Source organism: Dokdonella immobilis (genome assembly GCF_900115085.1).
In the GTDB taxonomy this organism is placed as follows: Bacteria; Pseudomonadota; Gammaproteobacteria; order Xanthomonadales; family Rhodanobacteraceae; genus Dokdonella; species Dokdonella immobilis.
In genome coordinates this window covers 25100-39463 of record NZ_FOVF01000003.1, presented here as the reverse complement: position 1 = coordinate 39463, position 14364 = coordinate 25100, and the positions used below count along the sequence as shown (strand labels likewise).

General features: G+C 65.7%; 15 protein-coding genes. 3 read left to right on the top strand and 12 right to left on the bottom strand.

Annotation, left to right across the window (positions count from 1 at the left end; genetic code table 11):
- Window positions 1-9: 9 nt before the first annotated feature.
- The 5 genes from BM125_RS02895 to BM125_RS02875 all read right to left on the bottom strand — a co-directional run bounded on the left by BM125_RS02895 (window position 10) and on the right by BM125_RS02875 (window position 4541).
- Window positions 10-774, bottom strand: coding sequence for a DUF1223 domain-containing protein (locus BM125_RS02895; RefSeq protein WP_245778782.1), 765 nt, complete (start codon window positions 772-774; stop codon window positions 10-12).
- Window positions 775-914: 140 nt separating this feature from the next.
- Window positions 915-1769, bottom strand: a complete 855-nt coding sequence (locus BM125_RS02890; protein ID WP_175497882.1) for a transglutaminase family protein — start codon at window positions 1767-1769, stop codon at window positions 915-917.
- A complete protein-coding gene (locus BM125_RS02885) occupies window positions 1769-2710 on the bottom strand; it encodes an alpha-E domain-containing protein (protein WP_092404715.1) in 942 nt (313 codons plus the stop codon). Before BM125_RS02885 ends, BM125_RS02890 begins: the two co-directional genes overlap by 1 nt.
- The gene (locus tag BM125_RS02880; RefSeq protein WP_175497881.1) at window positions 2710-4131 is read right to left on the bottom strand and encodes a circularly permuted type 2 ATP-grasp protein; all 1422 of its coding nucleotides are present in this window, start codon (window positions 4129-4131) and stop codon (window positions 2710-2712) included. Before BM125_RS02880 ends, BM125_RS02885 begins: the two co-directional genes overlap by 1 nt.
- A gap of 101 nt (window positions 4132-4232) precedes the next feature.
- Window positions 4233-4541, bottom strand: coding sequence for a hypothetical protein (locus tag BM125_RS02875; protein WP_092404713.1), 309 nt, complete (start codon window positions 4539-4541; stop codon window positions 4233-4235).
- Here BM125_RS02875 and BM125_RS02870 point away from each other — a divergent pair.
- On the top strand, window positions 4540-5661 hold the full coding sequence (locus BM125_RS02870; protein ID WP_092404711.1) for a cupin domain-containing protein: 1122 nt from the start codon (window positions 4540-4542) through the stop codon (window positions 5659-5661). The two genes, BM125_RS02875 and BM125_RS02870, sit on opposite strands and share 2 nt — an antisense overlap.
- A 21-nt stretch (window positions 5662-5682) precedes the next feature.
- Here BM125_RS02870 and BM125_RS02865 read toward each other — a convergent pair whose 3' ends face one another.
- The 5 genes from BM125_RS02865 to BM125_RS02845 form a co-directional block, all read right to left on the bottom strand.
- Window positions 5683-6780, bottom strand: coding sequence for an APC family permease (locus BM125_RS02865; RefSeq protein ID WP_217647792.1), 1098 nt, complete (start codon window positions 6778-6780; stop codon window positions 5683-5685).
- A gap of 211 nt (window positions 6781-6991) precedes the next feature.
- Window positions 6992-7870, bottom strand: coding sequence for a formate/nitrite transporter family protein (locus BM125_RS02860; RefSeq protein WP_092404709.1), 879 nt, complete (start codon window positions 7868-7870; stop codon window positions 6992-6994).
- A 24-nt stretch (window positions 7871-7894) separates the two neighbouring features.
- On the bottom strand, window positions 7895-8848 hold the full coding sequence (locus BM125_RS02855; protein WP_092404707.1) for a glutaminase: 954 nt from the start codon (window positions 8846-8848) through the stop codon (window positions 7895-7897).
- A 65-nt stretch (window positions 8849-8913) separates the two neighbouring features.
- Entirely contained in the window at window positions 8914-9543 is a 630-nt protein-coding gene (locus tag BM125_RS02850) for a peroxiredoxin-like family protein (protein WP_217647791.1), read from the bottom strand.
- 137 nt (window positions 9544-9680) lie between these two features.
- Window positions 9681-10547: an alpha/beta hydrolase gene (locus tag BM125_RS02845; RefSeq protein ID WP_092404703.1), complete on the bottom strand. Its 867-nt coding sequence runs from the start codon at window positions 10545-10547 to the stop codon at window positions 9681-9683.
- Window positions 10548-10690: 143 nt separating this feature from the next.
- On the opposite strand from BM125_RS02845, the gene BM125_RS02840 reads away from it, so the two are divergent.
- Window positions 10691-12154: a chloride channel protein gene (locus BM125_RS02840; protein ID WP_092404701.1), complete on the top strand. Its 1464-nt coding sequence runs from the start codon at window positions 10691-10693 to the stop codon at window positions 12152-12154.
- Between the two features lie 147 nt (window positions 12155-12301).
- Here the strand turns inward: BM125_RS02840 and BM125_RS02835 are convergent, their stop codons facing one another.
- Window positions 12302-12562 carry a DUF3297 family protein gene (locus BM125_RS02835; protein ID WP_092404699.1) on the bottom strand — a complete coding sequence of 87 codons (261 nt, stop codon included), beginning with the start codon at window positions 12560-12562 and terminating at the stop codon, window positions 12302-12304.
- Window positions 12563-12709: 147 nt separating this feature from the next.
- Window positions 12710-13096, bottom strand: a complete 387-nt coding sequence (locus BM125_RS02830; protein WP_092404697.1) for a VOC family protein — start codon at window positions 13094-13096, stop codon at window positions 12710-12712.
- A gap of 322 nt (window positions 13097-13418) precedes the next feature.
- On the opposite strand from BM125_RS02830, the gene BM125_RS02825 reads away from it, so the two are divergent.
- Complete coding sequence (locus tag BM125_RS02825) at window positions 13419-14285, top strand: DUF4097 family beta strand repeat-containing protein (RefSeq protein WP_139224833.1); 867 nt, start codon at window positions 13419-13421, stop codon at window positions 14283-14285.
- Window positions 14286-14364 lie beyond the last annotated feature (79 nt).

Here is a 14364-nt window from a genome sequence, read left to right as displayed (position 1 = left end):
TTCGTTCTTCTAAGGTAAATTGGCAGTCGGATGCGCAGCCTTCCCGCTGCCGCTCGCGCAGGCCTTCCAGCTCAGGCCCAGCGACTGCAGGGTTCGCCCTGTCGCATCCTGGGCAAATGCAACGAGACCCCAGTCCGCCGGATCCCGCGCGATGTGCAGTGATCGCTCCAATCGGGAATCATCGAGTTGCCAGGGCCCCCAGACTCGGGTCACCACGCGGTCGTGGTGCAGGGTCGCTCCGCTGTTCTCGCCGGCCCTGACCCGCGACTGCTGGTCGTCCACGTAGCGAGCCAGCCAGACCTCGGCCCTTGCCCCGGTGGCGCGCTTGTCGAGTGCCGCAAGCCTGACCTCGATTCCTTCCGGGCCACCATCCAGTGACAGTTCGAGATCGACCGGCGCAATTCCTCCGCCCGCTTCGACGGCATGGTCGAATGCGCTTGCGGATTGCCAGGCTACGCGCACATTCGCGCCGACCATCACCTGCGGCGTGTATACGGTGCTGGCGCCAGTCGCATTGACGCGCTGACGTTGGCGCTCCGAATAGTGCGGATCGGCAAAGCGGTCGGCCCAGCCGATGTAGTCCCAATAGTCGACGTGGAACGCGAGCCAGTTCAGCGGCGTGTCGGCAAGCTGCGCCGACAGCCAGCGGTCCGCGGGCGGACAGCTGCTGCAGCCTTCCGAGGTATACAACTCCACCAGCGGCACGATCCTCTCGCCACTGCGCAGCTTGCATGCATCATCGGCCATTGCGGGCAAGGCGACGCTTGCGCACATCAATGTCAAGGCCACTCTTCGAACAGGCATAAGGCTCATCCACGGATTTCGGCGCTCGGCGCCTGTCGTGCAGAGGACCGCAGCAGTGCAGGGTTTCTTGCAGGCTCCCTGCTCCCTCGGGACCCGATTGGGCGGCTCGATTACTGTGCCGACTGGCCCCGATTGCCCGGCAAGCCACCCGGTGGCGGCATTGCCGCCGTTTCGCTGATGCTGACGCTGACTTCGAGTGTTTCCGAGCGCCCGCCGCGGTGCACGCCGCGCACCGGCGCCGCATCGTGATAATCACGGCCGCAGGCTATGCGCACGTAGTATTCGTTCGGACAGATGCGATTGGCCGCATCGAAACCGACCCAGCCGAAGTCGTCGATGTGGATCTCGGCCCAGGCGTGGCTGGCCGCTTCGGCGCCCTCGACGCCCGCGCACAGATAGCCGCTGACATAGCGCGCCGGAAATCCAAGCGCGCGTGCGCTCGCCGCCATCAGATGGGCATGGTCCTGGCAGACCCCGGAGCCGTTGGCCAGGGCCTCGGCCGCGGTCGTCGCCGAATCGGTTTCGCCGGCGACGTAGTCGAGACGATCGCGGACATGGTTGCAGAGCCGGTGCATGCGCTCGATTGCGTCCTTCATCGGCGGCACCTGTGCGGCCAGTCCGCGGATCGAGTCGTCGACGTGGGTCAAGGATGTCTCGAACAGGAAGAAGCGAGCCGGCAAGCGTTCGAGCGTGCCGCCGACCACGCCATGCAGGTCTTCGGTCTCGACGTGCCCGTGGACGTCGATGCGCACCTGGTCGACCGCACCGTCCGCCGTATGCGTGGCGACCGGATTGCCGAATCCGTCGGTGGTTGCGTAAGGCAGCGCCCGGCCGTCCACGTCGACCTGCCAGCCGATCACACGCTGCCCGCTGCAGGCCGCAGGCCAGAGGCGCAATGCCTGGGTCACGCGCAAGGCCGGTTCCGCATAGCGGTAGACGGTTCGATGCTGGATCGACAGGTGCATCAGAACAGGTGGCCGCGGGCGATCTCGGCGCCGAGCAGGCCGCATCGGTCGACCAGTTCGCTGAGGAATTCGTGCAGTCCCTGTTCGATGATCGGCTCGATCTGTCCGAACCGCAGCGCCGCGTATTGCGAATGCGCGATGCGCTTGCACTCCGAACTCAGGCGCGGGTCGTGGCTCTCGATGGCGTCGAGGTTGAGGCAGATCTGCTCGAAGCAGAACACCAGCGAGCGCGGAAACTCGGGCCGCAGGATCAGCAGTTCGGCAACCTGGGCCGGCTCGACGTGGCCCTTGAACAGGACCCGATAGGCGCGCCGGGCACCGACCACGCGCAGCACCGCCAGCCACTGGTAGTAGTCGACCACGCCGCCGACATCCTGCACGGTCGGCAGGCGCACGTGGTACTTCACGTCGAGCAGTCGCGCCGTGTTGTCGGCGCGCTCGAGGAACTGGCCGATACGGGTGAAATGGAAACCGTCGCGGCGCAACATCGTGTTTGCATAGACGCCGTGGACGAGGCTGGTGCGCGCCTTGACCCAGTCGAGGAATTCGGTCAGGCGATCCTCGTTCATTTCCGAGGATTCGAAATCGCGCAGTTCCATCCAGCTCGTGTTGACCGCTTCCCACATGTCGCTGGTCAGCGCGGTGCGCACGGCCCGCGCGTTGCGACGCGAGGTCTCGATGCAGTTGCAGATCGAAGAAGGATTGCCGCGATCGAAAGCGAGATAGTCGATCACGCTCCCGGCAGTGGCCGCTTCGTGCTTGCCGAAGAACTCCTCGTGGCAACCGGCCGCGGCGATCGCCGATTCCCATTCGCTGTTGCCGTCCGCGTCGACGCGTACGGCGCTCATGTGGCCTGCAACCTGGAGCAGCCGCGCCAGGTAGTCGGCGCGCTCCATATAGCGGGCCAGCCAGAACAGATTGGAAGCGGTACGGGCAAGCATCAGCGTTCCAGCACCCAGGTGTCCTTGGTGCCACCCCCCTGTGATGAATTGACCACCAGCGAACCATCGCGCAATGCGACCCGGGTCAGGCCGCCCGGGACGATCCGGATCTGCTCGCCACTGAGCACGAAGGGACGCAGGTCGACGTGCCTCGGCGCGATGCCGGATTCGACGAAGGTCGGCACGGTCGACAGGGCCAGCGTGGGCTGGGCCACGTAGTCATGTGGCCGCGCCTTGAGCTGGGCGACGAAGGTCTCGATCTCGGCCTTGCTCGCATGCGGACCGACCAGCATGCCGTAGCCGCCCGATCCATGCACGGCCTTGACCACGAGCTGGTCGATGTGGGCCAGGGTGTAGGCGAGGTCGTCGGGCTTGCTGCAGTCGTGGGTCGGCACGTTCTGCAGCAGCGGTTCCTCGCCGAGATAGAAGCGCACCATTTCCGGTACGTGGATGTACACCGCCTTGTCGTCGGCGATGCCGGCGCCGATCGCGTTGGCCAGGGTCAGGTTGCCGGCGCGCGTGGCGAAGTGCAGGCCGGGCGCGCCGAGCATCGATTCGGGTCGAAACACGAGCGGGTCGATGTAGTCGTCGTCGATGCGCCGGTAGATCACATCGACCCGGGTCAGGCCGCTGGTGCTGCGCATGTAGCAGATTTCATTCCTTACCAGCAGGTCGGCGCCCTCGACCAGGTCGATGCCCATCTCGTCGGCGAGGAAGGCGTGCTCGTAGTAGGCGCTGTTGTGGATGCCCGGGGTCAGCAGCACGACGGTCGGCTCACCCTGGCAGTTCGGCGGGGCGACCGAGCGCAGGGTTTCGAGCAGTTCGTCGCCGTAGTGCGCCACCGGGGCGACGCCGGCGCGACGGAACAGCTCCGGGAACAGCCGCATCATGACTTCGCGATTCTCGACCATGTAGGAAACGCCGGACGGGGTCCGGCAGTTGTCCTCGAGCACGTAGTACTCGTCCGGGCCGGTGCGCACCATGTCGATCCCGGCAATGTGCGTGTAGACGTTGTGCGGCAGGTCCAGGCCGACCATTTCGGGGCGGAACTGCGGGTTGTTGAGGACCAGGCGCTCGGGGATCCGGCCGGCCTTGAGGATCTCGCGATCGTGGTAGACGTCGTGGATGAAGGCATTCAGGGCGCGCACGCGCTGCTCCAGGCCCTTGCGCAGGCTCTGCCACTCGGCCTGGGCCATCACCCGTGGAATCAGATCGAAAGGAATCAGCCGTTCCGGGTCACCGCCCTCGGTATAGACGGCGAAGGTGATGCCGATGCGCCGGAACAGCACTTCGGCCTCGCGGCGCTTGAGGGCGAGCTGCTCGGCAGGCACCGATTTCAGCCAGGCATCGACCAGCGCATACGGTGGCCGGATCTGGTCGGGCCAACCCATTTCGTCGAAAACCGTGGCGGGCTCTGACATGAAATCTCCCTGAGGATGCGCTTTCACACTGGACGCTTGTCGTGGCGACGTCAAGGCAAGCACGGTGAGTCACGATCTCGAAAGCACACGAAAATAGAGTGCTATCCATATGATATATAAGCGCTATTGTCCCACTCAGTTTGGCTCTCAAACAGCTCCAGAATCCCATTGGACTTGTGCTGCAGCGCCGCATCGCGGCGGCGATCGGAGGCCGGATCCTGCCGCCCGAATCCTTGTGGCAGCGGCCGCCGGAGCCGCTCCATGGTCCGGACAGCCGCGCCGAAGATCAATCCGCGCGGCATGCGATGCGTCACCTCGCAGCGATCGCGCGGGGTATCGGTGCGACCGCGCCACGCATCGCCGGGCGAATCGGCATACTGTCCGGACAGCCTGATCCGACGACTCCGCATGAAAGATTCCGCTGGCTCCTGCCCCGCTGATCGCAGCCTGGGTGCCGAACTGGTCCTCGCCTGCGGCGATCTCGATGCCGCTGTCGCGTTCTACGTCGACACGCTCGGCTTTCGACTCGACATGACCATGCCCGCCGACGCGCCGACCGTCGCCGTGATCTCCGGCCACGGCATCAGCCTGCGCCTGCAATCGGCGACGCGCGACGAAGGGAAGCCGCCGATGCCCGAACTGCGCCTGCCCGTCGCGCTGCGAGGCTCGATAGCGACCGCCGATCTGCCCGCGTCGGCGCCCGGCGGCTTGCGCATCGCCTGGCAACAGCCAAAACAGGCGGTCGCGGCGCCCGCCGAATCGCGCGAATTCCTGCTGCGCCGGGCCGACAGCGCGTCGGCCTGGGTCACGGGCCGTGCTGGCATGCAATACCGCGACCTGATTCCGGGCCGCGTCGATGGCCACGTCATCGCTTCGCATATACGCATCCCCGAAGGCGGTCCCGTCCCCGACTACGTGCATTTCCATGAAGTCGGCGTGCAGCTGATCTACTGCCGGCGCGGCTGGGTCCGCGTCGTTTACGAGGACCAGGGAGCGCCGTTCGTCCTGCGCCCCGGGGACTGCGTGCTGCAGCCGCCGACGATCCGCCACCGCGTGCTGGAATCGTCGGCGGGACTCGAGGTCATCGAAGTCGGCAGTCCCGCGCAACATGAAACCTGGCGCGACCATGAACTCGCACTGCCCACACCGCAGGTCGACGGCAAACGACGCTTCGGCGGCCAGCGCTTCGTCCGCCACGTCGCCTCGGAAGCGCTCTGGCAATCGTCCGCGCAGGGCGCGCTGCGGTTTGCCGACACGGGTATCGCGGATGCCACGAACGGCATGGCGAGCGTGCGGGTATTGAGACTGCACGGATCGCCTGGCAAGCCGGCCGGCATGCCGATGGCCGCCGCTCCGGTGCATTTTCTCTTCGTGCTGTCCGGACGGCTTGAGCTCGGCCCGGTCGCAGGCGAAACGATTGAACTGGGCAGCGACGACGCCTGCGTGCTGCCAGCGCGCTGGGAGGGTCGACTTGAGTCCTCGTCGGCCTGCGAGATCCTCGAAGTCGCCCTGCCCGCCCTTGCCGCGTAGGTGCTGGCAGTCGCGCGCCGATCAATCCTCGCTCGGCACCCGGGTTTTTGCATGACGCAACAGCCAGGGGCGCGCAAACACGGCGACCACGAGCAGGACGCCGAACAGGACCAGGGCAGTCGGCGTCGTCCGCCACAGGCGGTCGACCAGGGCCAGCGCCGCGGCCGCGCTGGCCAGGGCACCGCTGCCGGTCACGATGCGCCAGCCGGCCCGGGCATGAAAGGCCAGCGCGCAGACGATCGAAAACGTGCACAGGAAGGCCAGGCTTGCCGCTTCGACCAGTCCGGACAGGGTACCGATCGCGGCGAACGCCGCCGCCAGCACACCGAGCGTGATCACGGCGCGATCGGGAATGCCGAAGCGGTTCTCATGGTCGACCGACTGCGGAAGCTGGCCCTTCCGGGTCACTTCGCGGGCCAGTCGCGCGGTGGCGAACAGCGTGGAGTTGATCGCCGAACCGGTCGAAAACGCGGCGGCTACGGTCACGATGACCAGGCCCGCGGTACCGAAGGCCTTTTCGCCAGCCAGGGCCAGGGCCACCTCCTGGTTGTTGATGACGCCATCGGCGCCGATCAGCATCGGCGTGCCGATCGCGACCATGACGTAGACGACGATGACGACGGCAATGGCCGATAGCACGGCCCTCGGCAAAGTCTGGCCCGGATTTTCGATGTCCTCGTAGTCGTAGGCGAGCAACTGGAAGCCTTCATAGGCCATGAACACAGCGGCCGCGCCGAACAGCGCCGTGGCGATGCCCGCATCGGGCGCGCCGCGCGCCATCATCGGCGGGTCCCATTGGCTGAGGCCGTAGATCGCCAGACCGACCAGCACCGCCATCTTGAACCAGACCAGGACGATCTCGACCGTGCTGGACTGGCCGATGCTGCGCAGGTTGAGCCCGATGAACACGGCCATGATCGAGACCGCGGCCGAGCGCGCGAACAGAGGTCCGAGATCGAACACGTGTGCCAGATATTGCCCGAACGTGTAGGCATAGACGGCATTCGTCAGCACGTAGCCGATGATCAGGATCCAGGCCAGCGTACCGGCCGACTGCATGGCGCCGATCTGGCGCAGGAAGGTGAAGGCGCCACCGCCCTTGCCATAGTGTTTGGTCAAATTCCACGTAGCTGTAGCCGGCGGCCAGCGCGATCAGCCCGGCCACGACGAAACTGAGCCAGGCAAGCTCACCCGAAATGCCGATGACGACACCCAGGGTCGAGAAGATGCCGCCGCCGACCATGCCGCCGACGGCCATCGACCAGGTGGCGTTGAAACTCATCTTTTCGCCGGCGCCACTCATGGCTTCGACTCTTCGCACAAGCAGGGATCAATCATCACTACGCACCTGGGCATGGCTGATGAGGGCGAAGATGACGCTGCCGCCGACGATGTTCCCGGCCAGCGTCGGCAAGGCGAAGTCGAATAGATAGGAAGCAAACGTTGCCTGGCCCAGGAAGACCAGGTAGAGCACTTCGGTCGAGCCGACGATGATGTGGGTAAAGCCGCCGATACCGACCAGATAGGTGACCAGCAGCACGATCAGTGCCCTGGAAGTCCCGGCGCCCGGCAGCAGCCAGACCATCGTCGCGATCAGCCAGCCGGCGACGATACCCTTGGTGAACATCTGCCACGGCACGTTGTGCATGATCCCGGTTCCCAGGTCGGCGATGCTGGTGCGGACCGGCTCGTCGACCACCTGCATGTGCAGCACGCCATAGGCGAACAGCGCGACACCGACGAGATTGCCGACAAGCACGATGCCCCAGAGCCGAAGCAGCCGGGCAAACGTGCCGAGGCTCGGCACCGTCATCACCGGCAGTACCGCGGTGATCGTGTTTTCGGTGAACAGTTGCTGGCGTGCGAGGATCACGATCAGGAAGCCGATGGTGTAGCCGAAGTTCTCGATCAGGAACCCGCCTGACGCCTCCGGCAGGTGCGTGCGCAGAAGGGCCCGGGCGAGCATCGAGAAGCCCATCGAGAGCCCGGCTGCCAGCGCCGACCAGGCGAGCGCTGTCGCGCTCCGGTGCAGTTCCTCCTCGCCTTGTCGGCGAATCGTCTCGTGCAGCACCTGGACGCGTGGCGGCCGGCTCTCCTCGACCTCGCTCGCCTCGTCGGGAGAGAGGGCAAAGGATTCGCCGATCGTTTCGTCCGTCTCCGCTTTTGCGGCTTGGCCCGGACCCTTCGTGCTTGGCTTTCTGGTCGACATGAAGATTCCTGCCCGGCAGGCAGCTCAGAAAATGGATAGACCGGTCAGCGCGGTGAAGCGGTCGAGTGCCGCCGCCCCGGCCAGCGAGTTGCCCTTTTCGTCGAGCCCGGGCGACCAGACAGCGAGGGTCAGGGCGTTCGGCACCACGGCGACGATGCCGCCCCCGACGCCGCTTTTCGCCGGCAGGCCGACGCGGAAGGCGAATTCACCGGCCGCATCGTAGGTCCCGCAGGTCAGCATCAGTGCATTGATGCGCTTGGCCCGCTCGGCACTGATCACGGACTGCCCGCTGCGCTGGCAGCGCCCGCGATTGGCCAGGTACAGAAAGGCTCGGGCCAGGTCCAGGCAGCTCATCTGCAGCGCGCATTGATGGAAGTAGAAATCGAGCACGCGCTCGACCGGGTTGTCGAGGTTCCTGAAGCTGCGAATGAAATTGGCCAGGGCCGCATTGCGAAAGCCGGCATCGCGCTCCGAAGCGGCCACCTCCTCGTCCATGACGATGGCGCGATTGTCGGCACGTGCACGGACGAACTCGAGCAGATCGGCCTGCGCGGTCGGCGTGCTCGAAAGGATCACGTCGGCGACTACATGGGCGCCGGCGTTGATCAGCGGATTGCGCGGGATGCCCGACTCGCGCTCGAGCTGGACCAGCGAATTGAAGGCACTGCCCGAGGGTTCGCGCCCGACCCGCTTCCAGAGATCGCCGCCGAGGGCCTCCAGGGCCAGGGTCAGCGTGAACACCTTCGAGATGCTCTGGATCGAGAACGGCGTCGCCGCATCGCCGACCTCGAACACGCGCCCGTCCAGGGTGGCCACGGCCATGCCGAATCGATCCGCGGGAACCTCGGCCAGGCGCGGGATGTAGGCGGCCACCTTGCCCTGGCCGACCAGGTCCCGCACCTCTTCGGCGATGCGGGCGAGCGTGGCGGCAAAATCGAACCGGGCTACGAGGTCCGCGGTGTTTTCCTCGGGATTCATGGGGCCATGTTCGCATGCGCAGGTGCATCGTCCCAACGCCCGCGAGCAGTATCCGGCCCCGCGGTTCAGCTTTCCGGCTTCAGGTACTGTTTGCGCCCCGCGATCGCCTTGGCCGCCGCAAGCACGACCGATCCCGGCACGCGAACCGTGTAGTCCGGATGGCTGTAGGAAAATTGAAGAATGCCTTGCGCATCGACGATGAAGACCGAGGGCACCGGCAAGGCATGGTGTCCTTCGCCGGAAGCCTTTTCGAGGTCGATACCGTAACCGTGATACTTCTCGAGGGTCGCATCGTCGACGCGAAAGCCGATGCCGAACGCGGCCAGCGCCTCGGCCTTGCTGTCGGAGAGCAGGATGTAGTCGAGCTTGTCCTTGCTCATCGTTCGCGAGAGTTCCTCCGGTCGATCGGGACTGATCGCGATGAGCCGGTAGCCCAGCGCCTCGACGTCCTTGACGATCAGGCGCAAGTCGCTGAGTTGCAGATTGCAGTAGGGACACCAGCCCCCGCGGTAGAAGACCAGGATCGCGGGCTTGCCATCGACCTGCGTGCGCAAGCTCGTCTGCTTGCCATCGATGGTGCGCAACGCAACCTCCGGCATCTTCGAGCCGAGCAAAAGGGGACGCACCTGCTCGGCCGACGCGGCAAGTTCAACCGCTGCGGCCGATGCAGACGCCGCCATCAGTACCACTGTCACCAACAAGACTCTAAGCACATGGATCTCCCATTTCAGTCCGATCCCGGTCAAGGACGGGACAACAGCGAGATTTCTTTCACACAGCCTGGGCGATCCGTGTGCTCGGGCGCGCAATGGCCCTTGCTGCTTGCGGTCGTTTAGTCCGCGCGTGCCGCGGAACAATCCGGTTCGGCCAGCGCATCGCCGGAAAACGCCTGTCTCAGCACGTCGCGCTCGAGGCCACGGAAGATGGTCGCGTGGCGCAGCTCGGGGTGCGGCGCATGGGTCCAGTGCAGGCCGGGCAGCGGGTTGCGACACAGCGCGTCGACCAGGTGGGCGGCCGAGTTGCCGCTGTCGCCTGCGGCGGCGAGGATCAGGCGCGCCTGCAATCCGGCATTCGCCTTGAGTCGGCTTCCCGCCTCGCGCCACCATTGTTCGGCATTCCACCAAAGGCTTGGGTCGAGCGCGATATAGGTGTTGAACAGGCCCGGCTGTACGAATAGCGTCTCGATGACGAACAATCCGGCCAGTGATTCGCCGATGATCGAGCGCTCTTCGGACACCTTGTAAAAAGTTCCGATCAGGGGCATCAGTTCGCGCTCTATGAAGGCGCGAAACGTGGCCGACCCGCCAACCACCGCTGCGATTTCGCGGTCCGAGGCGATATCGGTGGGTCCGGTCAGGTCGCGCCGACGCTCGGTGTTCTCGATGCCGACCAGCAGCATCGGCGGAATGTCTGCTGATTTGATCAGCGCATCGAGGGCCTCGACCAGATGCGGGAAGTCCTCTTTCTCGCCGCCATCGAGCATGTACAGGACCGGATAGCGCCGATCCGCCTTGCTGTCGTAGCCCGGTGGCACGTAGACATTGACGACGCGCGTTTCCGCCAGCAGCGCCGACGGAACGCGCAAGGTCAGATTGGCCGGCATCGGCTCGTCGGCACGCGCGGCCGTCATCCAGGCCAGGCCCAGCAGCATGACGGCCAGCGAGGCGAGACTCAGGTCAGATCGAAGGAAGGTTCGCATCGGGCTTCATCGGCTTGCGCAGTCCGCGTCACTTTAACGTGAATGCCGGTACCCGGCGCAACCGCGGGCGCAGCCGAATCGGCGGCCGCCCGAATCATGGCATGTATCATGGCGCTCCCCCTGGTCAGGAGTTGCTTTCATCGATGGGCGGCAGCGATAACGGGTATCCGGCGGAAAAGCCCACGGCGCACTGGCGCACCGCCGCAGAGGAACTGTTTTCACCGGTGCACTGGCGACGCCGGATCCTGTTCTGGTCGGGTGCGATCCTGGTCGGCCTCGCCGCAGTCGGTTTTGCCCAGGCGGCCGACCATGCCTTCGGTCTTTTCCAGAGCATCGTCGCACACAGTTCGTGGTGGCCGTTCCTGCTTACGCCACTGGTTTTCGCCCTGCTCGCCTGGGTTACCGAGGGCGCCCTGAAACCGACGCGCGGATCCGGCATCCCTCAGGCTATCGCGGCCCTGAAGCTTGAGGACGAGCCGTTCCGGCGCAGCCTGCTCAGCGTGCGCATGGCCGTTGGCAAGATGGCCCTGACCCTGACCGCCCTGGTCGGCGGTGCCTCGATCGGCCGCGAGGGTCCCACCGTGCACGTCGGCGCGGGATTGCTCTATTCACTCGGCCGTCGTTTCGGCTTCAACGATCCGGCCGCCAGCGCCCGCTTCATCCTGGCCGGCTCCGCGGCCGGCCTCGCGGCAGCCTTCAATACGCCGCTGGCCGGAGTCGTGTTCGCCATCGAGGAGATGAGCGGCGCGTTCGAACACCGCATGAGCGGCATCCTGCTGACCGCGGTGATCATCGCTGGTGTGGTCTCGCTCGGCATCCTCGGCAACTACGCCTACTTCGGTCGCCTCGACATCGGCCTGCCGCTCGGCAAGGCCTGGTTTGCGGTACTCGCAACCGGCGGTCTCTGCGGTCTCGCCGGCGGGCTGTTCGCACGGCTGATCATTCCCCATCCCGGCGGTCTTCGCGGCTTCATCGGCCGCCTGCGCAAGCGCCAGCCGGTCGTTTTCGCGGCGGTCTGCGGACTGGTCCTGGTCCTGCTCAGCCAGCTCACCGACACCGGCCTCTACGGAACCGGCTACCCCCAGGCAAAAGCGATCCTCGAGGGACACGGACAGGCCGTCGAGGCGTTCGGGGTACTCAAGTTCTGCGGCAACATTGCTTCGTTCTGGGCCGGGATTCCGGGCGGAATCTTTTCTCCTGCGCTGGCGGTCGGCGCCGGCCTCGGTGCCAACATCAGCGCCTTCCTGCCCGGCTCCGATCCGTCTGCGGTCGTGCTGCTGGCGATGGCGGCATACCTGGCCGGCGTGACCCAGGCGCCGCTGACCGCCGCGGTGATCTCGATGGAGCTGACCGCGAACCAGCAGATGGCCCTGCCAATCATGGCCGCCTGCCTGATCGCCCGGGCCAGTTCCTCGCTGATCTGCCGCAAGCCCGTTTACAAGGCCCTGGCCGACAACCTCATCGAGGCCTACGAGCAGGCGGCAAGCGATGCGAGGACTGCGCCGCCGAAACCGGCATCACCGGAACCCTTGCCCATAGTCGACGACGAAACGCAGGCCGATCCAGAAAGTGCGAGCGCCTGGAAACCGGATTCCCCGGCGACCTGAACGTCCATTCGCCGCTGGCGCCCCGGATCGCCCTCGCGGACCCAAGGAAAGCAGACGACCCCGTCATTGGGCCATGGCGTCCGGCGTCGCGACGCACGGAGTCCGCGACCCGGCACCGGGTGTCGCCGAATGCCGCGATCGACGGAGTCAGTCCGCCTTGGCCGGATCGCCGGCATTCAGGAGGTAGGGCTCGACCTTGCCCTTGACCTTGATCGTGATCGGTTGCCCGCGCCTGTCCAGCGAGCGGCCCGCGGCGACCCGGATCCAGCCCTCGCTGACACAATACTCTTCGACGGTGGTCCGCTCCTCGCCATTGAAGCGGATGCCGACGCCGCGGGCGAGCAGGTCGGCATCGTGGTACGGGCTCTTTGGATCGACCGAGAGTCGGTCGGGCAATTGATCGGTCATTCGAGAGGGTTCCTCGGGTCCAGGTGCGGTTTCGGCAGCCCGCAATCCTAAGGCAAGCCGACCCGACGTGCCCAGCCGGCCGCTGGAATGGCGGTCGGTTGCACTTCGACCAATGCTTCCGGGGCGCCAGCCGGCGCCGGCCGGATATCAGGCGGATGCCGGTGCGGCGATCATGCAGAACACGTTGAGCTTGTTGCCGTCGAGGTCGCGAAAGTAGCCGGCGTAGAAGCCGGGACCACGCGGCCCGGCCGGACCTTCGCAGCGGCTGCCGAGTTCGATCGCCTTGCCATAAAGCCGATCGACCTTTTCCGGGCTGTCGACGACGAGGGCGACCATCGTGCCATTGCCGACACTGGCCGGAGCACCGTCGTGGGGAAGTATGACGCCGAGCGCAGGCTGGTCGGGTCGCACCGCCCAGGCGATGAAGCGCTCGGACTCCATGTGCCGTTTCGCGCCGATTTCAGCGAGCAGCGCATCGTAAAAATTCCCCGCGCGGGCGAGGTCGGAGGTACCCAGGGTGACATAGCCGATCATCGAAAAACGTCCTCCACGAAAGTGCGAACGGTAATCTGCCGACGATACTCCGATCCGCGAATCCCGGGGCGCTATTGATGGCTAGTCGCCGACCTCCTGTTGAAGGTCAGAAAGGCAGGACCGGTCAGACTGAAATGAGACACAGCTCGCCATTGCCTCTTGTAAGCACCAGGCAACTTATGCATGATCCGGCTCGGGCTGGGCCGCCCTCGTTCTTGAGGATGGCTCCGACTGGGGCTTGAGACGTAGTGGGGGAACCGGCAAGTGCATGCACTGCCGGTCATTGCGTTTCTTGGCGTGCATCGCGTCTTGGGAGACAGCATTGCGAACGATACTGTTCGGCGGCGTTTTCGCGGCTATATGCGGGTGCGCGTGTGCAAGGGCCGGGACCGAAACCCCGGCGTCGGCATCCGCCCGCGACGACGGATCCGACATCAGGATCGTGCGCCAGGATGTGTCGTCCACCCTGCCGGCTGGCCAGGCACTGGTCGTCGACAATCCCTATGGCGATGTCCGCCTGCGCTTCGGTGGCTATGAGAACGTGCTGGAACTGCATGCAGTGACCCAGCAACCCGCGGCCGGCAAGACCATTGCACTGCAACCCTCGGTGGACGGCGACCGCTATCGGATCGCACCACGCCTGCCGGAAGGCACGCTGGTTGCGCCGGGGCAACGCCTCGACATGGTCATCCTCGTCCCGCTCGGCCATGCGGTCAGCGTGCATACCGAACGCGGCCTGATCGAGAGTCGTGGCGTTCGGGCCGACATCGAACTGCGATCGACGGCAGGCGACATCGCCGTGCGCGGCACCCAGGGCAGCGTCAACGCGGAAACAGGCCCGGGATCCATCGAAGCCTCCCTCGGCAAGGCTCCGGCCGGCTCAAGGCAACGCCTTGCGACCCGCACCGGCAACATCATTCTCGCCGTCGACGATGGCCTCGATGCCCATCTCGAACTGGCCACCTCGGCGGCCTTCGCCACCGAGTACTCCCTGCAGGTGACCCATCTGCCGGGGCAGGAACCGAACAAGCAGGCCCGCGCCCTGGTCGGCGACGACCGGGCAAGCATCGTTGTGGAAAGCCGGCGCGGAGAGATCCGCCTGTTGCGCCGGAGCGGATTCGTGTCGACCGACCCCGAATCCGGCCAGAAAGAGGAAACCGAAGAGGAAGCGGATAGCGATAGTGATTGACGCACGCGCTCCCTGCCCGGCCGCAGCCTGGGCCGGCACCGAGCGCACGGATTTCAAATGATTCCCGTATGAGGACAGA

Bases quoted from the DNA above. Each gene is read 5' to 3' on its own strand.
- BM125_RS02855 (WP_092404707.1), bottom strand. From the start codon at position 8,848: ATGAATCCCGAGGAAAACACCGCGGACCTCGTAGCCCGGTTCGATTTT.
- BM125_RS02845 (WP_092404703.1), bottom strand. From the start codon at position 10,547: ATGCGAACCTTCCTTCGATCTGACCTGAGTCTCGCCTCGCTGGCCGTC.
- BM125_RS02835 (WP_092404699.1), bottom strand. From the start codon at position 12,562: ATGACCGATCAATTGCCCGACCGACTCTCGGTCGATCCAAAGAGCCCG.
- BM125_RS02890 (WP_175497882.1), bottom strand. From the start codon at position 1,769: ATGCACCTGTCGATCCAGCATCGAACCGTCTACCGCTATGCGGAACCG.
- BM125_RS02875 (WP_092404713.1), bottom strand. From the start codon at position 4,541: ATGCGGAGTCGTCGGATCAGGCTGTCCGGACAGTATGCCGATTCGCCC.
- BM125_RS02885 (WP_092404715.1), bottom strand. From the start codon at position 2,710: ATGCTTGCCCGTACCGCTTCCAATCTGTTCTGGCTGGCCCGCTATATG.
- BM125_RS02860 (WP_092404709.1), bottom strand. From the start codon at position 7,870: ATGTCGACCAGAAAGCCAAGCACGAAGGGTCCGGGCCAAGCCGCAAAA.
- BM125_RS02840 (WP_092404701.1), top strand. From the start codon at position 10,691: ATGGGCGGCAGCGATAACGGGTATCCGGCGGAAAAGCCCACGGCGCAC.
- BM125_RS02830 (WP_092404697.1), bottom strand. From the start codon at position 13,096: ATGATCGGCTATGTCACCCTGGGTACCTCCGACCTCGCCCGCGCGGGG.
- BM125_RS02870 (WP_092404711.1), top strand. From the start codon at position 4,540: ATGAAAGATTCCGCTGGCTCCTGCCCCGCTGATCGCAGCCTGGGTGCC.
- BM125_RS02880 (WP_175497881.1), bottom strand. From the start codon at position 4,131: ATGTCAGAGCCCGCCACGGTTTTCGACGAAATGGGTTGGCCCGACCAG.
- BM125_RS02895 (WP_245778782.1), bottom strand. From the start codon at position 774: ATGTGCGCAAGCGTCGCCTTGCCCGCAATGGCCGATGATGCATGCAAG.